At 33.4% G+C, this 23999-nt stretch carries 22 protein-coding genes; 17 read left to right on the forward strand and 5 right to left on the reverse strand.

Annotated features, from left to right (window positions below; translation table 11 throughout):
- Positions 1-20: 20 nt before the first annotated feature.
- The 15 genes from ABD859_RS13990 (at position 21) to ABD859_RS14060 (ending at position 16635) form a co-directional block, all read left to right on the forward strand.
- A complete protein-coding gene (locus ABD859_RS13990) occupies positions 21-1001 on the forward strand; it encodes a stage II sporulation protein M (protein WP_345145236.1) in 981 nt (326 codons plus the stop codon).
- An 11-nt stretch (positions 1002-1012) separates the two neighbouring features.
- Entirely contained in the window at positions 1013-1783 is a 771-nt protein-coding gene (locus ABD859_RS13995) for a DUF4129 domain-containing protein (protein WP_345145237.1), read from the forward strand.
- Positions 1780-2985, forward strand: coding sequence for a DUF4350 domain-containing protein (locus ABD859_RS14000; RefSeq protein ID WP_345145238.1), 1206 nt, complete (start codon positions 1780-1782; stop codon positions 2983-2985). The genes ABD859_RS13995 and ABD859_RS14000 overlap by 4 nt, the downstream gene beginning before the upstream one ends.
- Before the next feature lie 31 nt (positions 2986-3016).
- A complete protein-coding gene (locus tag ABD859_RS14005) occupies positions 3017-4030 on the forward strand; it encodes an AAA family ATPase (RefSeq protein WP_345145239.1) in 1014 nt (337 codons plus the stop codon).
- A 50-nt stretch (positions 4031-4080) separates the two neighbouring features.
- Positions 4081-4686: a hypothetical protein gene (locus ABD859_RS14010; protein WP_345145240.1), complete on the forward strand. Its 606-nt coding sequence runs from the start codon at positions 4081-4083 to the stop codon at positions 4684-4686.
- Positions 4687-4712: 26 nt separating this feature from the next.
- Positions 4713-6044, forward strand: a complete 1332-nt coding sequence (locus tag ABD859_RS14015) for a DUF58 domain-containing protein (RefSeq protein ID WP_345145241.1) — start codon at positions 4713-4715, stop codon at positions 6042-6044.
- Between the two features lie 113 nt (positions 6045-6157).
- Positions 6158-7243, forward strand: coding sequence for a phosphoglyceromutase (locus tag ABD859_RS14020; RefSeq protein WP_345145242.1), 1086 nt, complete (start codon positions 6158-6160; stop codon positions 7241-7243).
- A 183-nt stretch (positions 7244-7426) separates the two neighbouring features.
- On the forward strand, positions 7427-8215 hold the full coding sequence (locus ABD859_RS14025; protein ID WP_345145243.1) for a TrmH family RNA methyltransferase: 789 nt from the start codon (positions 7427-7429) through the stop codon (positions 8213-8215).
- 207 nt (positions 8216-8422) lie between these two features.
- Complete coding sequence (locus tag ABD859_RS14030) at positions 8423-10645, forward strand: RelA/SpoT family protein (protein WP_345145244.1); 2223 nt, start codon at positions 8423-8425, stop codon at positions 10643-10645.
- Positions 10646-10733: 88 nt separating this feature from the next.
- Positions 10734-11192, forward strand: a complete 459-nt coding sequence (locus ABD859_RS14035) for a Fur family transcriptional regulator (protein WP_073416844.1) — start codon at positions 10734-10736, stop codon at positions 11190-11192.
- Between the two features lie 98 nt (positions 11193-11290).
- Positions 11291-12562: an adenylosuccinate synthase gene (locus ABD859_RS14040; protein WP_345145245.1), complete on the forward strand. Its 1272-nt coding sequence runs from the start codon at positions 11291-11293 to the stop codon at positions 12560-12562.
- Positions 12563-12615: 53 nt separating this feature from the next.
- The gene (locus ABD859_RS14045; RefSeq protein WP_345145246.1) at positions 12616-13200 is read left to right on the forward strand and encodes an NUDIX domain-containing protein; all 585 of its coding nucleotides are present in this window, start codon (positions 12616-12618) and stop codon (positions 13198-13200) included.
- A 56-nt stretch (positions 13201-13256) separates the two neighbouring features.
- Complete coding sequence (locus tag ABD859_RS14050) at positions 13257-14054, forward strand: hypothetical protein (RefSeq protein ID WP_345145247.1); 798 nt, start codon at positions 13257-13259, stop codon at positions 14052-14054.
- A 90-nt stretch (positions 14055-14144) separates the two neighbouring features.
- A complete protein-coding gene (locus ABD859_RS14055; RefSeq protein WP_345145248.1) occupies positions 14145-15638 on the forward strand; it encodes a S41 family peptidase in 1494 nt (497 codons plus the stop codon).
- A gap of 100 nt (positions 15639-15738) precedes the next feature.
- The gene (locus ABD859_RS14060; RefSeq protein WP_345145249.1) at positions 15739-16635 is read left to right on the forward strand and encodes a L,D-transpeptidase; all 897 of its coding nucleotides are present in this window, start codon (positions 15739-15741) and stop codon (positions 16633-16635) included.
- Between the two features lie 68 nt (positions 16636-16703).
- On the opposite strand, the gene guaB is transcribed toward ABD859_RS14060, so the two are convergent.
- From guaB to ABD859_RS14080, 4 genes are all read right to left on the reverse strand, one after another.
- Positions 16704-18176 carry an IMP dehydrogenase gene (gene guaB / locus ABD859_RS14065; RefSeq protein WP_345145250.1) on the reverse strand — a complete coding sequence of 491 codons (1473 nt, stop codon included), beginning with the start codon at positions 18174-18176 and terminating at the stop codon, positions 16704-16706.
- A 206-nt stretch (positions 18177-18382) separates the two neighbouring features.
- Positions 18383-19780, reverse strand: coding sequence for a DUF5723 family protein (locus ABD859_RS14070; protein WP_345145251.1), 1398 nt, complete (start codon positions 19778-19780; stop codon positions 18383-18385).
- Positions 19777-20322, reverse strand: coding sequence for a hypothetical protein (locus tag ABD859_RS14075; RefSeq protein ID WP_345145252.1), 546 nt, complete (start codon positions 20320-20322; stop codon positions 19777-19779). Before ABD859_RS14075 ends, ABD859_RS14070 begins: the two co-directional genes overlap by 4 nt.
- 73 nt (positions 20323-20395) lie before the next feature.
- Complete coding sequence (locus tag ABD859_RS14080; RefSeq protein WP_345145253.1) at positions 20396-21262, reverse strand: hydroxymethylglutaryl-CoA lyase; 867 nt, start codon at positions 21260-21262, stop codon at positions 20396-20398.
- Positions 21263-21443: 181 nt separating this feature from the next.
- On the opposite strand from ABD859_RS14080, the gene ABD859_RS14085 reads away from it, so the two are divergent.
- On the forward strand, positions 21444-22058 hold the full coding sequence (locus ABD859_RS14085) for a SatD family protein (protein WP_345145254.1): 615 nt from the start codon (positions 21444-21446) through the stop codon (positions 22056-22058).
- Complete coding sequence (locus ABD859_RS14090; RefSeq protein WP_345145255.1) at positions 22055-22771, forward strand: DUF3307 domain-containing protein; 717 nt, start codon at positions 22055-22057, stop codon at positions 22769-22771. The genes ABD859_RS14085 and ABD859_RS14090 overlap by 4 nt, the downstream gene beginning before the upstream one ends.
- On the opposite strand, the gene ABD859_RS14095 is transcribed toward ABD859_RS14090, so the two are convergent.
- Positions 22757-23791: a quinone-dependent dihydroorotate dehydrogenase gene (locus ABD859_RS14095; RefSeq protein WP_345145256.1), complete on the reverse strand. Its 1035-nt coding sequence runs from the start codon at positions 23789-23791 to the stop codon at positions 22757-22759. The two genes, ABD859_RS14090 and ABD859_RS14095, sit on opposite strands and share 15 nt — an antisense overlap.
- Positions 23792-23999: the final 208 nt, after the last annotated feature.

Consider the following 23999-nt stretch of genomic DNA (forward strand, 5'->3'; position numbering starts at 1 on the left):
ATTTCATATTTTAGCCCTCAATGAGAGAAGTTGCATTTATAAAACAAAATAAAGAAAAATGGCTGGAATTTGAACTAGCTATTTTTGGTAAAGCTAAGAAAAATCCTGACGAATTAGCTAATTTGTACATTCAATTAATGAATGATTTGTCGTATGCACAAACCTATTACCCTAAAAGTAAGACAGTTGTCTACTTAAATCATCTTGCATCGCAGATTTACCAAAAAATATATAAAACCAAAAGAACTGAAAAGAACCGAATCATCGAGTTTTTTAAAACTGAAGTTCCCCTATTACTTTACGACTACAAAAGATATTTACTCTATGCCTTTGTATTATTTTTTGCAACCGTTGCAATGGGAGTAATTTCGGCGCGTTACGACCAGAACTTTGTTCGCTTAATATTAGGCGATGAATATGTAAATATGTCGCTGGAAAATATCAAAAAAGGAAATCCCATGGCGGTTTACGAATCAGGATCAAATTGGGGAAGTTTTATAGGTATTACAATGAACAATCTTTACGTAGGCGCAAGATGTTATTTGTACGGAATATTTGCCGGTATTGGCACTTTTTATGTTTTTCTTCAAAACTCCTTAATGCTGGGATCTTTTCAGTATTTCTTTTATGAGCAAAATGTATTCTGGCAAAGTGTGCGCGGGATTTGGATTCATGGTTCTATGGAAATTTTTGCCATTGTAATTGAATCTGCAGCCGGATTTATTTTAGGAGCTTCAATCCTGTTTCCTAAAACTTTTTCGAGAATGAATTCTTTTAAAATTGGTTTTAAAAACAGTTTCAAAATATTCTTAAGCACATTTCCATTTACCATAAGCGCCGGATTTCTGGAAGGATTTATTACGAGATATTCTATTGATATGCCTATTTGGTTAAGCAGTTTAATTATAGTAACAACACTTGGAATAATTTCATTTTATTACTTAGTTTATCCTTTTATCGTTCATAAGAAAATACAAAAACTATCAGCCAAATCGAATTAATAAAACCAGTAATGAATAGAATTTTCTTTATTTTATATTTTCTTTTCTTCTGCGGTATTGCAAATGCACAGGATTCTCTGCTTATTGAAGAACCTCCTCGTATCTCGGCTGTTAAATATACCGAGAAAGATATTCAAATCGATTCAGAGGCCGTTGAAGCGAAAACCTTCACTAAAAATTTTCAAAAAAAATACACTGATTCTGATTTCAATTACGAGAAAAAAGCACCAGAAAAAAACCTTTGGGACCGCTTTAAAGATTGGATCGCCAGTCTATTCAGAAGATTGTTTTCATTCAGCGACCCGCAGACTTCATTAAAATTCGCCGCTATTTTTCTTCGTATAGTGGCCGTAATTGTAGTTGTTTTAGTGATTTATTTAATTGTTAAAGCCATTATTAATAAAGAAGGGCAATGGATTTTTGGCAAAAACGCCAATAAAAGAACCCTGCATTATTCAGACATCGAAAAGAATATTCACCTTTTAGATTTTGAAAAATTAATAAAAGAAAGCCTTGAAGCCGGAGAAAAACGTACTGCTGTGCGATACTATTATTTATGGCTTTTAAAAACTATGGCGCAGCATAATTATATTGAATGGGATATTGAAAAAACCAATTCAGATTATTTGTACGAAATTCAAAATCCAAAAGATAAAGAAGAGTTTACCTATTTATCATATCTGTACAATTATATCTGGTACGGCGAATTTGAAATTGACGATGCTGTTTTCAATAAAACCGAAAATAGATTTAAGAATGCTTTAAAAACCTTTAGCAGATGAGTAAAAATATAAAAATATACATAGCTGTTTTGGTTTTTATTCTAATCTTAATTTTAATTGGAGATTACAACAAACCAAAACCAATTGACTGGCGTCCAACCTATTCTGTCAACGACAAAATTCCTTTTGGATTATATGTTTTTGACAAAGAAATTAATGGTATTCTTAAAAATCAAAAAGTTGAAAGAATCCCTGACATTACGCCTTATGAATTTTTAGATTCAAAATACAATGAAGATTCTCTGATTGAAACCTATACCGTAAGAGGAACTTTTATCAATATTTCGCAGCAAAATAATATCGACGATCAGTCGATAAAAGAAATCATGTACTTTGTATCGCATGGAAATAATGCTTTTTTAAGCATGACTAATTTCCCTAAAACTTTATCAGACAGTCTAAAATTTGAATATTCATCTAATTTACTTCAAACTGAAAATGCTTCGGTATGGATGGCAAACAAAAAAGTAAGTCCTAAAATTTACAAAGCCACCACCGATATATCTGATTATTTTACCAAAATCGATACCGCAAACACAACTGTTTTAGGATACGAAGGAAATCCTAAAATCAAAAAAAATATCAACTTTATAAAAATACCTTATAAAGGCGGTTTTTTCTTCCTACATACACATCCTGTTGCTTTTACAAATTATAATCTGCTAAAAAAAGACCGTTATCAATATACCGAAAACCTATTGTCGTATATCCCAAAAGGCGATGTTTTCTGGTACACAAAATCGCCAAATGATGAAAATATTTCGGGATCTCCGCTTCGTTATATTTTAAGCCAGCCGGCATTAAAATGGGCATGGTATTTATTTTTAATTGGAATGCTGATTTTTATGCTTTTCAATGCCAAAAGAAAACAGCGCATTGTACCTATTTTACAGCCTTTGTCTAACTTAACGATTGATTTTACCAAAACAATTGGAAACCTTTATTATCAGGAAGGCGACCACAAAAATATAATCGACAAAAAAATTATTTATTTCTTAGAGAGAATCAGAACCGAATATTTAATCGATACCGCAAAACTAGATGACGAGTTTATAAAAAAACTGCATCATAAAACCGGCAAAGATGAAAAAGATATTCAGGAACTCGTATTTTTAATCAACGAATACCGAAATAGTTACCACGCAAATATTGAAGCGGATTTAATCCGAATTAATAATGCCATAGAAAAGATTTTACATTAATAAAAAACGCAATCAGAAAAACATACCAAACATGGACGATATCAATACATCACAAACAGAAATCACAAACGAAAATGTGAATTTTGAAACCCGATTAAACTTAGCCCCTCTTTTAGACCACGTTAATGCAATCAAAAAAGAAATCGAAACCGTAATTGTAGGCCAGCACAAAATGGTCGATCAGCTTTTGGTAGCGATTTTATCAAACGGACACGTTTTACTGGAAGGAGTTCCGGGTGTTGCTAAAACAATTACCGCAAAACTGCTTTCTAAAACATTAAATATTGGTTTCAGCCGAATTCAGTTTACGCCGGATTTAATGCCTTCGGATATTTTAGGAACTTCAATTTTCAATCTTAAAAATTCAGAATTTGAGTTTAAAAAAGGTCCTATTTTCTCTAATTTAATTTTAATTGATGAGATTAACCGTGCCCCTGCAAAAACCCAAGCTGCTCTTTTTGAAGTTATGGAAGAACGCCAGATTACAATAGACGGTTCTGGTTACAAACTTGAAGCGCCGTTTTTGGTAATTGCAACTCAAAACCCAATTGAACAGGAAGGAACATACCGTTTGCCGGAAGCTCAGTTAGACCGTTTCTTATTTAAAATTACCATCGATTATCCAAAATTAGATGAAGAAATCCTGATTATTCAAAGAGAACATTTGCTGCAGGATCATGGAAAATTAGAAGCTATTAAAACAATTCTTTCTTCATCTGAAATAAACCAATATCAAGGCATAATTAAACAAATCAGAGTCGAACAAAACCTCTTAGAATACATTGCCAGAATTGTAGTAAACACGCGCGAAAACGCCTTTTTATATTTAGGAGCTTCGCCTCGTGCCTCAATCGCAATTTTAAATGCTTCAAAAGGTTTTGCCGCTATTCGCGGACGTGATTTCGTAACGCCTGAAGATATTAAAGAAGCTGCAATTCCAGTGCTGCAACACCGTGTTATTGTAACGCCGGAACGTGAAATGGAAGGAATTACAAGTGCAGAAATCATTAAGCAGATCATTGAAACGGTAGAAATTCCAAGATAATTCATTTAATAGTGAATTATAAATTATGAATGATTTGAAATTTTTAAAAGATGAATTTTTCTAAACTTTTTGCATTAATTATTACAGGACTTTTCCTGACCGGATTTAGTCCTGCAGGTTCTTTTGATTTAAAAAATGATAAAAACTTTTATTTCAAAACTGATAAACAAGAAATTGAAAGCGTAATTAGAAAAGCCTACCAATGGATTGAAGCAAACAACAACAGTGATTTTGATCCGGTTACAAACAAAAAAGGAGATAAATATACTGGCTTAGATTTAGCCGCACATAAAAAAAGAATGGAATCGCTCAGGAAAACCAATTTCTTTTCGCAGCAGTTTTTAGACAATTACAATAAAATTGCCTTAAAGATTGATTCTAATCTTAAAAATAAAAAAACAGAATGGCTTGTAGGCGAACTTCCTCCTTTTGGAAATGATGCAAATCCATGGTGCAATTGTCAGGATTCTCCTGATGAATACTGGAAAACACTAACAATCAATGATTTGAAAATTAAAAACAATAAAACTTCCTTTTATTGGACATGGTCCTGGAAAGGCGATTTTAAATACAAAGCCACAGTTGTAAAAGAAAATGGTGTCTGGAAAATTGATTATCTGGAAGGCTTTAATTTTGATGAATTCACTAAAATTTAGTAGTAAAACATAAAAACTAAGAAAACTTGAAATTACTAAAAAGTCTATATCTCAATAATTTCTTTTTCTATGTGCTTTTAGGCATTATAGTATTATTTATCTGTGCTTTTATATTTCCTAATTTATACAATGCCGTTTGGTTTATTCTATTAGTTTTAGCCACTTTTCTTGGTTTGGATATTCTGATTCTATACCTGACAAAAACCGGAATTGAAGCAGAAAGAACAACTCCAGAAAAACTTTCAAATGGAGATTTAAACGCTATAAATATTCACATCAAAAACCATTATACATTTCCTGTTTTGGTTAAAATAATTGATGAAATTCCGTTTCAGTTTCAGGTGCGTGATTTTAAAATTGTAAAAAGAATAAAAGCATCAGATCAGGCAGAATTAAGTTACGATCTGCGTCCCACAGAACGAGGCGAATATCATTTTGGTTATTTAAATGTGTATGTTTCTTCGCCGCTGCGATTAATTTCCAGAAGATTTTCTTTTGTCAAAGATCAAATGGTGCCAACTTATCCTTCGTATATTCAGCTAAGAAAATACGATTTACTGGCTTTTTCAAATAATTTGTACCAATACGGAATCAAGAAAATCCGTCGAATTGGCCACACTATGGAATTTGAGCAGATTAAAGAATATGTTCAGGGCGATGATCTCCGCACCTTAAACTGGAAAGCCACTGCAAAGAAAAACGCATTAATGGTTAATCAGTTTCAGGACGAAAAATCACAATCGGTTTACATGGCCATTGATAAAGGACGTGTCATGCAAATGCCTTTTGACGGATTGAGTTTATTAGATTATGCTATAAATTCTACTTTAGTTTTATCAAATGTAATTTTGAAAAAACAAGACAAAGCCGGGCTTTTTTCTTTTTCTAAAAAAGTAGAAAACCGCGTTTTTGCAGAAAGAAGAGGTTCTCAGATGCAAAAAATTCTTGAAACACTTTACAATATTAAAACTGATTTCTTCGAAAGCGATTACAGCAGATTATATGTTGATATTAAGAAAAACATCAATCAAAGAAGTTTAATTATACTGTATACGAATTTTGAAACTATGGATGGTTTACATCGACAATTACCTTATTTAAAAGGAATTGCAAAAAGTCATTTATTAGTTGTCGTATTTTTTCAGAATACTGAATTAAACGCAATTATCAACAAAAAAACCGATACCATTCAAGAAGTTTACGACAAAGTAATTGCCGAAAAATTCATGTTTGAAAAACGATTAATCGCAAACGAACTAAAGAAATACGGAATTCATTCTGTTTTAACACAACCTGAAAATCTAACTTTAGACGCTATCAATAAATATCTGGAAATTAAATCGAGAGGGATTTTGTAAAAATACTCTCTGTTAACTTATGGTTATATTCTTTCTGTTTTAAAAAGCCGCACGTTTTATTAATTAGTTTTGATAATAAATATCACATTACTTATAATTTCAAACTATAAAAAATGAAAAAAATAATCTTAATTCTATTCATTTTAATAAGCTTTACTGCTGAGGCACAAAAAACAGAAAACATCATTATAATCACAACCGACGGTTTTAGATGGCAGGAAGTTTTTAAAGGATTAGATCCAGCCATTGCGAATGATAAAAAATTCAATCAAGGCGACAGTACTTACATTTGTAAAAATTATGCTGGTTCAGATTTTGCAGATTCCCGCAAAAAAATAATGCCTTTTTTATGGTCTGAAATTGTTTCAAAAGGACAAATTTACGGCAATCGTGATCTTGGATGCAAAGTCGACGTTTCAAATCCGTATTGGTTTAGTTATCCCGGATACAGCGAAATTATGACCGGAAATGTTGACCTTCAGGTAAACTCAAATGGATACAAACCCAATCCAAACGTAAATGTTTTAGAATTCTTAAACAAACAATCTAAACTAAAAGGAAAAATAGCAGCTTTTGGCGCATGGGATGCTTTCGACCGAATTTTAAATGAAGAAAGAAGCGGTTTTCCTGTAATTTCTGCTTTTGATAATGTTGGTGGAAACAAACCAACTGCCACTCAAAAATTACTAAATGAAATGCGTAACAACTCTTTTAAACCATTTCATGAAGATGAATGTCTGGATGTTTTTACACATTATCAGGCTATGGACGAACTGAAAAACAAAAAACCAAAAGTCCTTTATATTGCATACGGAGAAACAGATGAATGGGCTCATCACGGACATTACAGATCGTATCTAGACGCGGCCAATCAGGTTGATAAATGGATAAAAGAAATCTGGGATTTTGTGCAAAATGATCCACAGTATAAAAACAAAACAACAATATTCATAACCACAGATCACGGTCGCGGGGATAAAATCAAAACACAATGGACAGATCACGGTGCTGATGTTGAAGGCGCATCGCAAATTTGGTTTGCTGCTATGGGTCCTGAAATCACTTCAAAAGGCGAAATAAAAACAGAATCACAAATCTATCAAAAACAATTTGCTCAAACTATTGCAAAATTGTCAGGTTATAATTTCACAACAAACCATCCTGTTGCCGAAGAAGTAAAAGAAGTTTTTGAAAAATAGTTTTTTTAGCCCCGCATTACACGAATTACACAAATTTCTTTTTGATTTTACTAAATCATAATTCGTAAAAATTCGTGTAATGCGCGACTAAAAAAAGCTTTGAACCTTTGTTTCTGTGTCGTTTTGCAACTTTAAAAAAAATCTCAGTACCTTAGCGCCTTAGAAACTTAGTCGCTTAAAAAAATGAAACAAATTACTTCTGTTCAAAATCCGTTAATAAAATCGCTTGCTTTACTACAAGAAAAAGCCAAAGCCAGAAAACAAACCGGAACATTTTTGATCGAAGGACAACGCGAAATTTCTTTAGCTATAAAAGGTGGTTATGAAATTGAAACCGTTTTGTTTTTACCGGAATTAGTTTCAGAAACAGAAATTAACAAACTAATCCCTTCTCCGTTTCAAATCATCGAAATCAACAAAGAAGTTTATCAAAAACTGGCTTACAGAGACACAACCGAAGGTATTCTGGCTGTAGCCAAAACCAAATCTTTAAAACTTTCTGATTTAAAATTATCCGATAATCCGCTGATTTTGGTTGCAGAATCATTAGAAAAGCCGGGAAATGTTGGTGCTGTTTTACGCACCGCCGATGCCGCTAATTTAGACGCTGTTTTAATCGCCAATCCAAAAAGCGATTTATACAATCCCAATATTGTACGTTCAAGTGTTGGCTGTTTGTTTACCAATCAAATTGCCACCGGAACAACCGACGAAATTATTGCTTTTCTAAAAGAAAAAAAGATCAATTTTTATTCTGCCACACTTCAAAACTCAACTTCATATCATACACAAAATTTTACAACTCCAACTGCATTAGTCGTAGGTACAGAAGCAACCGGTTTAACCCAGAAATGGCGTGAAGAAGCCACTCAAAACATCATTATTCCAATGCAGGGTGAGATCGACAGCATGAACGTATCTGTTGCTGCCGCTATTTTAATTTTTGAAGCAAAAAGACAGAGAGGATTTTAGCCAAAGATTCTAAGTTTCCGAGATACTAAGATTCTGAGTTTTCTTGCTTTTATTAACTAAAAAGTCTTCTTTCTTTACATCAACTCAGCAAAATATAAGTCTCTTTTTTAGACTAAAAATCTATAATTTTCAATCAAAAATCTACGATCGCAAACCCTTGCGTATGTTGTAACAAATGCTTATTTTTAGTACTTGAACTATGCCATTATGACAGAAATAGATATAGAAAAAGAAAACAAAGCTATTGCGCAGGAATACAAGGAATTACTACGAATAAGTTATCAGACTTTAAGCCCTACTGACAAAAAATTAATTCGGAAAGCTTTTGATGTTGCGGTTGATGCTCACAAAGAACAAAGACGTAAATCTGGTGAAGCGTATATCTTTCATCCTATTGCAGTTGCAAAAATTGTTGCCTCAGAAATTGGTCTGGGAGCGACTTCTATTGCCGCAGCCCTATTACATGACGTTGTAGAAGATACTCCAATTACGGTTGAAGATATCGAACGTTTGTTTAACCCAAAAGTTGCACAGCTTGTAGAAGGACTTACGAAAATTTCATTAGTTCAAAAAGACTTAAATGCATCGATGCAGGCGGAAAATTTCCGTAAAATGATCTTAACGCTCAACGATGACGTTCGTGTAATTTTAATTAAACTCGCAGATCGTCTTCATAACATGCAGACCATGGATTCGATGGCAGAATATAAACAGACTAAAATTGCGTCTGAAACACTTTATATTTACGCTCCTCTCGCCCATCGTTTAGGACTTTACAACATCAAAAGCAAATTAGAAGATTTAGGCTTAAAATACACAGAACCTGCTGTATACGATGACATTGTAAGCAAAATCAGAGAAACAAAAGAACAACAGGATGCTTATATAAAAGACATTTCTGAAGTTATAAAAAAATCGCTCGATGCAGAAAACATCGATTATATCATAAAAGGACGTCCGAAATCTATTTATTCAATTCGCAGAAAAATGCGTGCACAAAACGTAAGTTTTGATGAAGTGTACGACAAATTTGCGCTTCGAATTGTCTACAAATCAGATCCGCATGACGAAAAATTTATTGCGTGGAAAATATACTCTATCGTAACTGACCATTACCGTCCAAGCCCAAGCCGTTTACGTGACTGGATTTCGTCTCCTAAATCAACAGGATATGAAGCGCTTCACATTACTGTTATGGGACCAAAAGGGCGTTGGGTTGAAGTTCAGGTTCGAAGCGAACGTATGGATGAAATCGCCGAAAAAGGATACGCAGCGCACTATAAATATAAAAACGGAGCAACCGAAGAAAGCGGCTTAGATACATGGCTGAATCTGCTTCGGGAAGCACTAGAAAACCAAGAAACCAATGCGGTTGACTTTGTTGAAGATTTCAAAATGAATTTATATTCTAAAGAAATCTTTGTTTTTACCCCAAAAGGAGAAATTAAATCGCTGCCAAAAGGTGCAACGTCTCTTGATTTTGCATTCAGCATTCACTCAGAAATTGGAATTAAAACCAGAGGAACGCGTGTAAACGGACGTTTGGTGCCTTTAAATCACGAATTAAAAAGTGGTGATCAGGTAGAAGTGATTACGTCTGTAAATCAAAAACCTACTGTAAACTGGCTCGAATACGTAACAACTTCAAGAGCAAAAAATAAAATCAAAAACGTTCTTAACGAGAACACCAAAAAAATTGGCGAAGAAGGAAAAGAACTTCTTACCAGAAAACTAAAACATTTAAAAATTACACTTAACGAACAAGTTACAAACGAGTTAGTTAACTTTTTTAAATTAAAAACAAGCTTAGATTTATTTTACCGAGTTGGTATTGGCGCAATTGAAAATCAACAGTTAAAAGATTATGCGGCGCAGAAAAGCAATACGTTTATCAATTTCTTTAAAAATAAAATCAAAAGAAATAAAGATACAACCGCAGCCGAAGATATTCACAAACCAGTTATCAGCAGTAATTATGACATGCTGGTTTTTGGAACTGAGCATGACAAACTAGATTATAAGCTTTCGCAATGCTGTAACCCAATTCCGGGCGACGATGTGTTTGGGTTTGTGACCATAAACGAAGGAATCAAAGTACACAAAAAAGACTGTCCAAATGCCATAGGAATGCAGTCTAATTATGCGTACCGAATTATGAGTGCCAAATGGATTGACTCTTCTCAGGAAGAATTTAAAGCCATTATTAATATTACAGGAATGGATGTTTTAGGACTTACGAATCAATTAACACGTGTAATTTCGAATAATATGAGCGTCAATATTCAGAGTATTTCTTTGAGTACCGATGCCGGAATTTTTCACGGACAGGTCGCCGTTATTGTTCAAAACAATACTATTTTGAAAAAAATGATTAATGCCATTAAAAAAATTGACGGTGTTGACAAGGTTACAAGAGAGTACAGAACCTAACTTTTTAGGGAAACTATAAGAATTTTGTAACGAAACTTTAAACCCGAAACTTTTATTCATTAAAAATAAAAAATTATCTTTGCCGGATATGACACTTATTTCAACTGACAACACTAAGAATCAAGAAATTGTAAAAAATGTTTTTACAATGTATCTTGAACAAAAAGGGCATCGCAAAACTCCTGAGCGTTATGCTATACTTCAGGAAATTTACGACAGCGAGGAACATTTTGACATAGAAAATCTATATATCAAAATGAAAAACAAAAACTATCGTGTGAGCAGAGCAACGCTTTATAACACGATCGAGTTATTGTTAGACTGCGCTTTGGTTAGAAAACATCAATTTGGACAAAATCAGGCTTACTACGAAAAATCGTATTTTGATAAACAGCACGATCACATTATCATGACAGATTCTGGCGAAGTAATCGAATTTTGCGATCCAAGAATTCAAACCATCAAAAAAACTATCGAAGAAATTTTTGATATTGAAATCACAAATCATTCGCTTTATTTCTACGGAAATAAAAAGCAAAACTCATAGTCTGCAAAAAGGACTTTTTCAAAAAATAACAAAAAAAAGAAAATTAACTACATAATCAGTGGGATAACTTTGAATGTCCCAACGCAAATTAAAACAGAATGACCGTAGATTTATTACTAGGATTACAATGGGGAGATGAAGGTAAAGGAAAAATTGTTGACGTACTTACCTCAAACTATGATATTATTGCACGTTTCCAAGGAGGACCGAACGCAGGACATACATTAGAATTTGACGGAATTAAACACGTACTAAGAACTATTCCTTCTGGAATTTTTCATAAAAATTCAGTAAACATCATCGGAAATGGAGTTGTAATTGATCCTGTAGTTTTTCAAAAAGAAATCGAAGGTTTAGAAAAATTCAACCTTGATATCAAAAGCAAATTAATCATTTCAAGAAAAGCGCACTTAATTTTACCTACTCACCGTTTGCTCGACGCTGCTTCTGAAGCATCAAAAGGAAAAGCAAAAATTGGTTCTACTCTTAAAGGTATTGGACCAACTTACATGGACAAAACAGGTAGAAACGGTTTACGTGTAGGTGATATTGAATTAGAAGACTTTAAAGAGCGTTACAGATCTTTAGCCGACAAACATGAAGCTATGATTGCTTTTTATGATGTAAACATTCAGTACAACTTAGCTGAACTTGAAAAAGAATTCTTCGAAGCAATCGAAGATCTTAAAAAATTAGATTTCATCGACAGTGAAGAATATATGCACCAGGCTCAAAAAGCTGGAAAATCTATTCTTTGCGAAGGAGCTCAGGGATCTTTATTAGATGTTGATTTCGGAACTTATCCTTTCGTAACTTCATCAAACACTACTGCTGCCGGAGCTTGTACAGGTTTAGGAATTGCTCCTAACAAAATCAAAGAGGTTTACGGAATTTTCAAAGCGTATGTTACACGTGTAGGAAGCGGACCTTTCCCAACTGAATTATTTGACGAAGTGGGTGCTACAATGGCAAGAGTAGGTAACGAGTTTGGTTCTGTAACAGGAAGACAAAGACGTTGCGGATGGTTAGATCTTGTAGCTTTGAAATATGCAGTACAAGTAAACGGTGTTACTCAGTTAATGATGATGAAAGGCGATGTTCTTTCTGGTTTTGAAACTTTAAAAGTATGTACAGAGTACAACTACAAAGGACAAAACATTTCTCATTTCCCATACAACATCGAGCCGGAAAACGTTACTCCGGTTTACAAAGAGTTCAAAGGATGGAAACAAGATTTAACTGGCTTGACAACTTACGATCAATTGCCAATTGAGCTAAAAGAATATATTGAGTTTATTGAAAAAGAAATCGAAGTTCCAATTAAAATTGTTTCAGTTGGACCAGACAGAAAACAAACAATAACAAAATAATACCTTAAACGCTCTGATAACCAGAGCGTTTTTTTTATGAAACTATTTTTTAAATGAGAAAAAATCCAGAAATAGAAATAACAGAAACCAAATTATTATCTGATAATTGGTACATATTAAACAGAGTAACTTTTAATTATAAAAAAGAAAATCAACCTGTTGAATCGCATAAACGCGAAGTATATGATCGTGGAAATGGAGCTGGAATATTATTATACAATACTGATAAAAAAACAGTTATACTAACAAGACAATTTCGCCTGCCGACTTATCTTAACGGAAATAAAACCGGAATGATGATCGAGGTCTGCGCAGGACTTTTGGATAAAGATAATGCTGAGCAGGCTATTATTCGCGAAACTGAAGAAGAAACCGGCTATCGTTTAAGCAAAGTTGAGAAAGTTATTGAAACCTATATGTCGCCGGGATCTGTAACAGAAATTTTATATCTTTTTATTGGAGAATATGACGAAAAAATGAAAGTCAGCGAAGGCGGCGGACTCGATGCTGAACAGGAAAATATTGAAGTTTTGGAATTGACTTTTGATGAAGCTTATAACATGATTGAATCTGGCGAAATTACAGATGCTAAGACGATTATGCTGTTACAGCATGCTAAAATAAAAAAATTATTATAAGAAAAAACTTATTTTTATAGCTAGTTTGATTATATTTGCAGCTCAAAGTAAAAAACATGACTCATCAACAAATTCTCGATAAACTTGCTTCAAAACATCTAGTAAAATCAATCGATGAAGATTTAGCCAGATTAACTTTTTCAGCAATGCTGGGTAATAAAGACAGTGCAGATACGCATCTTTTATATATACTGCCTAGATTATTAAATCGCTGGAACTGTGTTTTAAATGCAGACGAAATTTCAAATAATTACAAGCAGATTACCATTCTTGCTCTTTCTGTTCTTTTGCACAAATATGGTTTTCAAGACGAAACCATAAACAAAAAAGCAATTGATGCGATTGATCTTTTAAACAAAGAAGTAGTTTTAAGTGATGACTTTGAGAGAAAATCAGAAGAAATAAAACAATTTATTTTATCCACACCAACACCTCTAAAACGCAAACCATCTCAACCAGAAAGCATTACATTTTATAGAAAAGGAGATGTAATTTCGATTCAGCTTGAAGATCATTTTTATGCTGCTTATATCCATGAAATTTCTCGAGGAAACGAAAGTCCTATTATAGAATTTTATGATGGTGTTTTCGACACGATTCCGAGTTGGGAAGGCATAAAAAATTTATCTGCAAAAGGACAATTGTATAATAGTGGAATCGAAAGGATTTCTAAATACTCTGTTTACGGATTAAAACATCAGCCAGACACAGCTAATCAAATACATTTGATAAAATCATGCGTAGACACTTCACCAATAAATAAACATCTTAAAGAATCAGTAGGACTTTATAGTGTTATTGATTTATTTAGGATGCAGAGTGACATAAAAAATTTATTTAAACTGAATGAGTAATTTTTTTACGCAAGAAATATTTAGCATGACAAAATAAGCAATTTGATTTAAAGTTTTTTAAGTATTTTAGTTTTGCTAAATCATCTAAAAATGCTCAAATCTAAAATTGTTCTGATTTTCTTTTTACCGCTGTTTATGTTTTCGCAAAACGAAAAATGGCCGGCCAAAAAACTCAAACAAGATTTAACCATTTTTAAAGAAATAAGAGAAAAAGCCAATTCCGGACTTTACAAATACAGAAACAAAAAACAGATTGACAGTATTTACAACTGGGCTTTTTCGAAGATTAAAGAACCTCAGCAGCTTATAGAATTCTATAAAATACTTCTTCAAATAACAGATTTTGAAGGAAGTCTTCACAATGATACTACTCTTCCAGATGATTTTGAAAAGCAATATTCATTGGGTAATGTTTTCTTTCCTTATCCAGTAAAAATTATTCAAAATCAGTTGATTCTTAATTTTGAAAATACTGAAATCCCGCTTGGTTCACAAATCCACAGCATTAACGGAATTGAAACTAAAAAAATCTTAGCTTCTCTTTACAAATATTACACAACCGACGGCTACAATATTACAGGAAAATCAATTGGAATTGGAAGTTCCTTTTCGAAATATTTCGAAATGGAATACGGCCCGCAAAAAAGCTTTTTAGTTGAATATTCACTTCCAAATCAAGCTCAAAAACTTATAAAATCAGTCAGTTCAGTTTCTAATGAAATCCGGAAAGAAAACTTCAAAAAGCGTTTTTCACTTCCCTCTGACAGCTTACAATATCAAAAGGCAAAAGAAAAGTATTCATTCAAAATAATTTCAGAAAAAACAGCCCTGTTTTCTGTACATACATTTGTAATTGGCAGAAATGCTAAAGACAAACTACATTTGGCGTATAAAAAATATCTGGACAGCTGTTTTCAATATCTTTCTAACCATCCTGAAATAAAAAACTTAATTGTCGATATTCGAAACAATGGCGGTGGAACCGATCCCAATGATATTGTAACTTTCTCCTATCTAACACAAAAACCGTATCGCGAAAATTCATCGGCTTATGTAAATTTTCAAAAAATCCCCTTTACACAAAATTTAGTTTATGAAGAAACCGAGCCTCAAAAACAACAGGAGGAACGTAAGGATTTTGAAGATGAAATAAAAGAAGAATTTCCAAAACTCATTAATCAAAAATACATTCAAGATCAAAAGTTCAATCCATTACTACAGCCTGATAAAAATAGTTTTAAAGGACAGATTTTTTTATTAATCAGTCCGCGGATTGCGTCTGCAGGTTCATTATTCGCTTCGCTTGTGGCAGGAAATACCAATGCAATTGTCATTGGCGAAGAAACCATGGGCGGTTATTTTGGGCACAACGGCCACACTCCTATCGAATACGAACTTCCGAACACTAAAATCAAAACACGATTTTCAATTGTAAATTTAGAACAGGACGTTCCTAAAAAAGCCAATCAGATTTTTGGGAGAGGTGTTATTCCGGATCATAACGTATCTCAAACATTAGAAGATTTTATGCAAAATAAGGACACACAGTTTGAATATACTTTGAAATTGATTAACACTAAATAGAAGCTATCTGTAAAATGAAAATCCAGCAAACAATTCAAAAAATTATGTAACCCTTTTCAGCTATCATAATCATAACTTTATTTTCATAAAAATACGACCTATGAAAAAGTTATATTACACAGCAAACGCCCTATTTATATTGATGTTAATTGTATTGGTTTCTTGTAAAAAAAGCGACACTATAACCTTAACAGATAATGCCGAAAAAGAAAAACCAAAAAAAACAATCGAATATAAAAAGCCCGAAACTGCCGTTTCGTATCAGTTTACGAACGCCAAAGAATGGCTGAAAACTAATGAAGCCGACAGCACCAAAATTGATTTAGTATCGGCTTTAAACCGAGCTGATAAAACAAATCTAAAAAAACTGGATTCTGTTGTAATTCCTGCAGATTTCAGTGGAGATTTGGTTTATTATATGCCTTTTCCTTTGCATGTAACAGCTTTAAAAGACGTATCAAAAATCATTATTTTTTCTTATCCAACGCAGACTTTCGCGGCTTACGAAAACGGCGAATTAGTTTACACAGGTCCAACAAATATGGGAAGAAAAAAAGATCCTACACCTACAGGTCTATTTTTCACCAACTGGAAAGCTGAAAAAACAACCAGTACGTTTAATGACGAATGGGAATTAAAATGGAATTTTAATATCGAAAATAAACTAGGAGTTGGTTTTCACCAATATGATCTTCCGGGTTATCCTGCGTCGCATTCTTGTTTGAGATTATTAGAAAAAGACGCTAAATATCTTTATAAATTTGCAGACGAATGGGTTCTAAAAGATAAAGAAAATGTAAAAGTAAAAGGAACTCCGGTTATCGTTTTTGGAAATTATGATTTTGACGGACCAAAACCATGGCTGCAATTAGCATCAGATCCAAAAGCTTTAAATATTTCTGAAAATGATATTGAAAATGAAGTAAAACCGTTTATTCAGAAGATTTTAGAAAATCAAAAAGTAAGAGAGACTGAACAGCAGACTGCTGCGCTTTAAAAATATAGATCAAAAAAAGGCATAAGAAAATTGATTCTTATGCCTTTTTCTATTTTGAAAACTAAAAATTATCTTGAATAATTCGGAGCTTCTTTTGTAATAGTTACATTGTGCGGGTGACTTTCAGTAATACCGCTTGATGTGATTCTAATGAAACGTCCAGACTCTTGTAAAGTTGGAATATCTTTTGAACCACAATATCCCATTCCGGCACGAAGACCTCCAATAAACTGAAGCATACTTTCGTTTAATTCACCTTTGTAAGGAACACGTCCAACGATTCCTTCCGGAACTAATTTTTTAACATCATCTTCAACATCCTGGAAATAACGATCTTTAGACCCTGTCTGCATGGCTTCAACAGAACCCATTCCGCGGTATGATTTGAATTTTCTTCCTTCAAAAATAATTGTTTCTCCCGGAGATTCTTTAGTTCCTGCTAATAATGAGCCTAACATTACACAATCAGCTCCTGCAGCAATTGCTTTAGGAATATCTCCAGTATAACGAATTCCACCATCAGCAATAACCGGAACTCCAGTTCCTTTAATTGCGGCAGCAACTTCTAAAACTGCTGAGAATTGTGGAAAACCAACACCGGCAACGATACGAGTTGTACAAATAGAACCAGGTCCTATTCCTACTTTTACACCATCGGCACCATTTTCTACTAAATATTTAGCAGCTTCTGGAGTTGCAATGTTTCCAACAATTACATCAATTTGAGGAAATTTTGATTTTACTTCTTTTAATGTGTTTACCACACCTTCTGTATGTCCGTGTGCTGTATCGATAATGATAGCGTCTACACCTGCATTTACTAAAGCTTCTGCTCTTACAACTGCATCGCCTGTAACACCAATTGCAGCAGCAACTCTCAAACGTCCAAATGAATCTTTATTAGCAATTGGTTTTTGAGTCAGTTTTGTAATATCTCTAAACGTAATTAAACCTACTAATTCGTTTTTAGCGTTTACAACGGGTAATTTTTCGATTTTATGGCCTTGTAAAACTACTTCGGCTTGTTCTAATGAAGTTCCTTCGGCAACTGTAACAAGATTTGTACTTGTCATTACCTCAGCAATTGGTCTTGCTCCGTTTTTTTCAAAACGTAAATCGCGGTTCGTAACAATTCCTTTAAGGGTTTTGTTTTCGTCAACGATTGGAATACCGCCAATTCCAAATTCTTTCATAGCGTTTTTTGCATCGGCAATAGTTGAATTCATTGGTAATGTTACCGGATCGATAATCATTCCTGCCTCAGCACGCTTCACTTTTCTAACTTTCGCAGCTTGCTGCTCGATAGTCATATTTTTATGTAAAACTCCAATTCCGCCTTCTTGTGCCATAGCAATTGCCATTGCACTTTCCGTCACTGTATCCATAGCAGCAGATACAATTGGAACGTTTAATGTTATGTTTTTTGAGAATTTTGATTTGATACTCACTTCGCGGGGAAGCACATTCGAGTAGTTAGGTACTAATAATACATCGTCGTAAGTTAAACCTTCGCCGATAATCTTGGAGTTGTGTGCTATCATGGTGCAATTTCTAGTTGAATTGCGTGCAAATATAGTGAATAAATTGCTAACTTGAATACTAACATATTCATAAATTTGACTTTACAGGAAAATACTTATGATTTAAACTCCAAAAAATAAATTCCAAATCCCAAAAAAAACGAGGCTGTATTGTCATTTTTACTATTGAAATTTAGAATTCATTTTTTTGTGATTTATTTCTGTAATTATTTTTTTGAATCCTGAATTACAAAGTTAAAACCGAATTGAAAAGCAAGGCTGTTTGCTTTTGAAACATCTCTATATTCAAAAATATTATCGACTAAAGCGTAGATATTGAATTTCCCAACGGTTCCGGAAACTCCTAAACCTACATTGGTACTCGAATAAGGATCGACTGTATAAGTTGCTTTTACATCCAATTTCTCAAAAATACTTCTTTGATAAAAAGCTGTCACTGCCACATAAGGCTCATTAGGCATGGTCATAACAAATAATTGTCCGCCTACAGAATTTAAATATCGTCTTTCATTTGGCACTTTACAATTACATTCGCCGTCATATCTGGTTTCTCCAAAAGAATATTGAATAGAAGAATTAAATTTAACCGGACGCCAAGTCGTGTATTTATTATATAGTTTTTCTTCTGGAATAGCTTTTTCAAAATCATCAATAATATCTGTAGGCTCGTTTACCGCACTAAAAATAGGATTTACGCCATTGTATTCATAACTGCCTTTGTATCTTCTTGTTTCAACATCTTTTGACTGTTTTATAAAACCAACGTCGAGTATACTTGCGGTAAACTGCAGATTATCTTTAAAATAATAGGTTAATCCGGCATCAAATCCTAAACCAAGACTTCCGTTAAAAAAAGTATTGTGAGCAATATCTCCCGGAATACTTCCTTCATATTCATCTTTAGTAAATTTAGCAATCCCAGCCGTTTTAAGTTCTAAATTCGATTCGATAATTTGTGTATACATATTAGGCCCTACACCTTCTCCTGTATATATGTATCCTGAATTTTTGGTTGAAGTGGCATTGGCGCCGCTTGAATAAATTTTAGCACGTCCGCCTAAAACAAGTTTTTTATTCAGTTTTTTGTGAAACCCAACATGAAACACCGAGAGTACTTCGGCACGAACAGTTAAATCATTTAAGCTGAATGATTTTCCTATATATTTCTGATTTCCGTCTACGGCTAAAATGGCTATATCTTTTGGAAAATACATCAGAAAATCAAATTCCTGATAGGCTCCAAATGAAATATATGACTGGCTTTCTCTGCCTCCTACTCTAAAACCACCGGAAAAAATTTCTAACTGCTGATTTACCTGCGTTTTATCATTTGCTGCTGATTTATTGATAATGTTTCGGACTTTATCATTAAAATCGACACTATTATCTGCAAACAAATCATAAGCCGAAAAACTGCTCGATCCCGCATTTACAGATACTCCGGACAAAAGCGGAATTCCAAAATAATATTTATACGAAACATCGGCACCCGGATTAACAAGCGATGACTGCGGAATAGATGCAAAGTTGTACAGTATTTGTTTATTTTGAGCTAAACAAGAAAATTGCACAACTACTATTAAAATTAAAAGTGCTTTTCTCATTCTATTTTCATATAAGCGGTTGCACCTGATTTTAATTTCAAATTACCCGAAATATTACCTGTTCCCGGTTGTATAGTTACTGTAAAACCAACTTTTACGGATTGTTTTAACAGTGCAAGTCTTTCGCCTTCAAAAACTTCAGTGGGATATTTCACAATATTTGAACCGCTGGTATATTGCGGTACGTCTAAACTAATGGTTATTAATGATTGATTGTTTGCATCTATAAATTGTATTTCAACTTTAAAAGCCCTGTTTATTGTATTTTCTATTTCAAAATTTAATTCGGCTTTCGTTAGATTATCATTTAAAAACTTATTTTTAAACACATCAAAATCTTCAACATCGGGCGGTAATTGGTGTCCGCTGCCATCATCTGGAATTTCGTTTGCCTTAATATTAAAATGCGCAACGTTTGCAACAAAAACAGGTTCTATTTTAAAATCATTAACCTGATCAAAGTCTAAATTGCTTGAGCAGGAAAGAAATAAAATGGAAGAGAATAAAATTGTGCCAATTCTATGAGTGAAATTAGGCTTCATGGGATAATTTTTTGAGTAATTTAAACGATCTTTTTTAAAAGATATTGTTTAAATGTACGAAAAATTCCCTTAATTAATGAAATTTTCCAAACAATTTAGAAGCTTCGTTATAAGCGCTTTCAAAACTTAATGAATTAAGTCCGGTTATTTTTTTATTAGCTGTAAAATAAGAAACCAGTTTTTCTGTAGGCATGTTTCCTGTAAGTTTATCGGTTGCCATAGGACAGCCTCCAAATCCCTGAATTGCACCGTCAAAGCGAGTACAACCGGCTTTTGCAGCAGCATCAATTTTTTCAAACCAGGTATCTGGTGTTGTATGCAGGTGCGCACCAAACTCGATTTCTGGATATTTTGGAATTAAATTCGAAAATAAATAGGTAATAACTTCCGAAGTAGAACTTCCTACGGTATCTGAAAGCGAAAGAATCCTAACTCCCATTTCGGCCAGTTTTTCAGTCCATTCTGCTACAATTTCAACATTCCACGGATCTCCGTACGGATTTCCAAATCCCATTGAAAGATAGGTTACAACTTCTTTATTTTTTTTATCAGCAATTTCCAGAATCTCTTTTAGAGTAACCAGAGATTCTGCAATGGTTTTATGTGTATTACGCATCTGAAAGTTTTCAGATATCGAAAAAGGAAATCCTAAATATTGAATAGCTTCATATTCTGAAGCCAAAGCAGCACCCTGCGTATTAGCAATTATAGAAAGCAATTTACTGCTGGTCTGTGATAAATCTAATTGTTCTAAAACTTCGGCCGTATCCTGCATTTGCGGAATAGCTTTGGGAGAAACAAAACTTCCAAAATCAATAGTATCAAACCCTACACGAAGCAGTGCCTGTATATAAGTAACTTTATTTTTTGTTGGAATAAAAGTTTTAATGCCCTGCATGGCATCTCTGGGACATTCGATAATCTTGATCTCTTTATTCAAAGCTTATTCTTTTGTAAAGCTAAGTTACTTTCTTTTTTAATGAAATGAAAGTTATTTTTATCCCAACCAATATTATTACACAAAAAAGTAATATTTTAAAATATTACCAAAAAACGTAATAACTGAATTTATTACTTATATTTGTAATAGAAAGTTTATTATTTTTTAATTATATTTGATTATGACTAGTGTAATTACAGGTGACATAATTGGTTCAAGACAGCAAAAATCAGAACATTGGGTTGAGGATTTAAAAAAAATCCTGGCTCCGCTTGGCAAAACACCAAGTGAATGGGAAGTTTACCGCGGAGATGAATTTCAAATTGAAATTAAAAATCCCGAAGATGCTTTGCTTACTGCTGTTTTAATAAAGGCACATTTACGAGCCAAAAAATCAGATGCCAGAATGAGCATTGGTTTTGGAAATAAAACCCATAATGCCGAAAGAATATCTGAAAGCAACGGAACTGCCTTTATTAATTCTGGTGAACTTTTTGAAACTTTAAAAAAACAAAAAGTGACTCTGGCCATGCGGACTGGCGATATAAGTTTTGATGAAAAATTGAATTTAATGCTTCAGCTGGCGTTAACTTTTATGGATAACTGGCTCGTACAATCGGCAGAATTTGTTGCAAAAGCTATCGAAAACCCAACACTTTCACAAGAAGAACTGGGACAAAAATTAGGCATTAACCAGGCTGCAGTAAGCAGAAGGCAAAAGCGCGCCCAGTTTGATTTAGTCATGAATTTAGATCGTTATTTTAGAACACAAATAAAACAACTCAACGCCCCATGATTTTATTTATAAAACTATTTCTAGCGCATTTATTAGGTGATTTTATCTGGCAGCCCAATTCATGGGTTACAGATAAAGAAAACAAAAAATATAAAAGCAAATATTTGTACCTCCATATTTTACTTCATGGCGGTTTGGCAGCTATTCTTGCAGGAGAAATTCGTTTTATTCCTTATGCTTTTTTGATTGCCGTTACACACGGAATCATCGATTTAATTAAATTAAGTTTTCAGAAAAAGAAAACCAAAAGAACATGGTTTGTACTTGACCAAATTGCGCATATTCTTGTTTTAATAGGCGTGGTTCTGCTTTATGAAAACAATACAATAGTCAATTTCTGGCAGGATAATGCATTCTGGATTCTCATTACCGGAATTTTACTGATAACAAAACCCACATCTATTTTCATAAAAACTATTATTTCAATCTGGGCACCTGAAAGCCAAAACAGCCATCAGGATAATTCACTGATAGCTGCCGGAAATTATATTGGTATTTTAGAACGCTTATTTGTTTTCGGGTTTATTTTAACCGGACATTTTGAAGCGATTGGATTTTTACTGGCTGCCAAATCTATTTTCAGGTTTGGCGATTTAAAAGAAGCCAAAGACCGAAAATTAACTGAATATGTTTTAATTGGAACATTAATCAGTTTTGGAATTGCAATACTTGCCGGATTAATTGTTCAGGCGCTTTTATTACAGTTGTCTTAAAACTTTTTTGTTGATTGCTTTTATCAATGCCGGACCTTCATAAATAAATCCGGTATATAACTGCACCAAACTTGCTCCTGCATTTAATTTTTCGACAGCATCATCTGCAGAGTGAATTCCGCCTACTCCAATAATTGGGAATGCTTTATTGCTTTTTTCAGAAAGAAAACGAATTACTTCTGTAGAACGCTTTGTTAATGGTTTTCCGGACAAACCTCCCATTTCTGACTGATTTTGTGATTGAAGTCCTTCTCTTGAAATCGTAGTATTCGTTGCAATAACACCCGCAATCTGAGTTGTTTTTACAATATCAATAATATCCAATAACTGCTCATCGGTAAGATCCGGAGCAATTTTTAATAAAATTGGTTTTATTTTCTGCGTACTTGTTTTTTGTTTTTCAACATTTCTGTTTTGCAGAGTCTGCAATAAAGCTGTTAAAGGCTCTTTATCTTGTAAAGCTCTTAAATTTGGCGTATTTGGCGAACTCACATTTACTACAAAATAGTCAACATGATCAAACAAAGCATCAAAACAAATAATATAATCATTGACCGCATTCTCGTTTGGAGTAACTTTATTTTTTCCAATATTACCGCCAATTAAAACTCCAGAATTCTTTTTTAGGCGTTCGACAGCTTCAAGAACACCGCCGTTATTAAATCCCATTCGGTTTATAATAGCCTGATCTTCTTTTAAACGAAATAAACGTTTTTTAGGATTTCCTTCCTGACCAACAGGAGTTACGGTTCCAATTTCTATAAAACCAAAACCAAAATCTCCCAGTTCTTTGTACAGCTTGGCATCTTTATCAAAACCTGCTGCAAGTCCAACCGGATTTTTAAATTTAATTCCAAAAACTTCTCTTTCTAAACGAGTGTCTTTTACTTCATAAATTGATCTTATAATGGCCGAAACTCCGGGAATTTTCGAAATGAATTTAACAAATGAAAAAGTAAAGTAATGCACTTCTTCAGGATCAAACCAAAAAAGTATCGGACGAATAATCAATTTATACATAAGAGTTGTGTTGTGTGTGTTTTTTTTCGGATGCAAATTTAGATATTATAGTTGAAAAAGGTGCTTTTTTACCAAAACAAATAATTACCATTTTGTTCGATTCTTGAGCATCAAAATAAAATTACAGCATGCTGTGCATTTTTGCAGAATTAAAATTCATTTCACAGAAAAAGTCGGATTTTAGGTTGCAAATTATAATTTGAAACCA

This window comes from Flavobacterium ginsengiterrae (assembly GCF_039539785.1).
GTDB classification, from domain to species: domain Bacteria; phylum Bacteroidota; class Bacteroidia; order Flavobacteriales; family Flavobacteriaceae; genus Flavobacterium; species Flavobacterium ginsengiterrae.

Excerpts from the sequence above, each read along its gene's own strand:
- ABD859_RS13990 (WP_345145236.1), top strand. The coding sequence starts at position 21 with ATGAGAGAAGTTGCATTTATAAAACAAAATAAAGAAAAATGGCTGGAA.
- ABD859_RS13995 (WP_345145237.1), top strand. The coding sequence starts at position 1,013 with ATGAATAGAATTTTCTTTATTTTATATTTTCTTTTCTTCTGCGGTATT.
- ABD859_RS14000 (WP_345145238.1), top strand. The coding sequence starts at position 1,780 with ATGAGTAAAAATATAAAAATATACATAGCTGTTTTGGTTTTTATTCTA.
- ABD859_RS14005 (WP_345145239.1), top strand. The coding sequence starts at position 3,017 with ATGGACGATATCAATACATCACAAACAGAAATCACAAACGAAAATGTG.
- ABD859_RS14010 (WP_345145240.1), top strand. The coding sequence starts at position 4,081 with ATGAATTTTTCTAAACTTTTTGCATTAATTATTACAGGACTTTTCCTG.
- ABD859_RS14020 (WP_345145242.1), top strand. The coding sequence starts at position 6,158 with ATGAAAAAAATAATCTTAATTCTATTCATTTTAATAAGCTTTACTGCT.
- ABD859_RS14025 (WP_345145243.1), top strand. The coding sequence starts at position 7,427 with ATGAAACAAATTACTTCTGTTCAAAATCCGTTAATAAAATCGCTTGCT.
- ABD859_RS14030 (WP_345145244.1), top strand. The coding sequence starts at position 8,423 with ATGACAGAAATAGATATAGAAAAAGAAAACAAAGCTATTGCGCAGGAA.
- ABD859_RS14035 (WP_073416844.1), top strand. The coding sequence starts at position 10,734 with ATGACACTTATTTCAACTGACAACACTAAGAATCAAGAAATTGTAAAA.
- ABD859_RS14040 (WP_345145245.1), top strand. The coding sequence starts at position 11,291 with ATGACCGTAGATTTATTACTAGGATTACAATGGGGAGATGAAGGTAAA.
- ABD859_RS14045 (WP_345145246.1), top strand. The coding sequence starts at position 12,616 with ATGAGAAAAAATCCAGAAATAGAAATAACAGAAACCAAATTATTATCT.
- ABD859_RS14050 (WP_345145247.1), top strand. The coding sequence starts at position 13,257 with ATGACTCATCAACAAATTCTCGATAAACTTGCTTCAAAACATCTAGTA.
- ABD859_RS14055 (WP_345145248.1), top strand. The coding sequence starts at position 14,145 with ATGCTCAAATCTAAAATTGTTCTGATTTTCTTTTTACCGCTGTTTATG.
- ABD859_RS14060 (WP_345145249.1), top strand. The coding sequence starts at position 15,739 with ATGAAAAAGTTATATTACACAGCAAACGCCCTATTTATATTGATGTTA.
- guaB (WP_345145250.1), bottom strand. The coding sequence starts at position 18,176 with ATGATAGCACACAACTCCAAGATTATCGGCGAAGGTTTAACTTACGAC.
- ABD859_RS14070 (WP_345145251.1), bottom strand. The coding sequence starts at position 19,780 with ATGAGAAAAGCACTTTTAATTTTAATAGTAGTTGTGCAATTTTCTTGT.
- ABD859_RS14075 (WP_345145252.1), bottom strand. The coding sequence starts at position 20,322 with ATGAAGCCTAATTTCACTCATAGAATTGGCACAATTTTATTCTCTTCC.
- ABD859_RS14085 (WP_345145254.1), top strand. The coding sequence starts at position 21,444 with ATGACTAGTGTAATTACAGGTGACATAATTGGTTCAAGACAGCAAAAA.
- ABD859_RS14090 (WP_345145255.1), top strand. The coding sequence starts at position 22,055 with ATGATTTTATTTATAAAACTATTTCTAGCGCATTTATTAGGTGATTTT.
- ABD859_RS14095 (WP_345145256.1), bottom strand. The coding sequence starts at position 23,791 with ATGTATAAATTGATTATTCGTCCGATACTTTTTTGGTTTGATCCTGAA.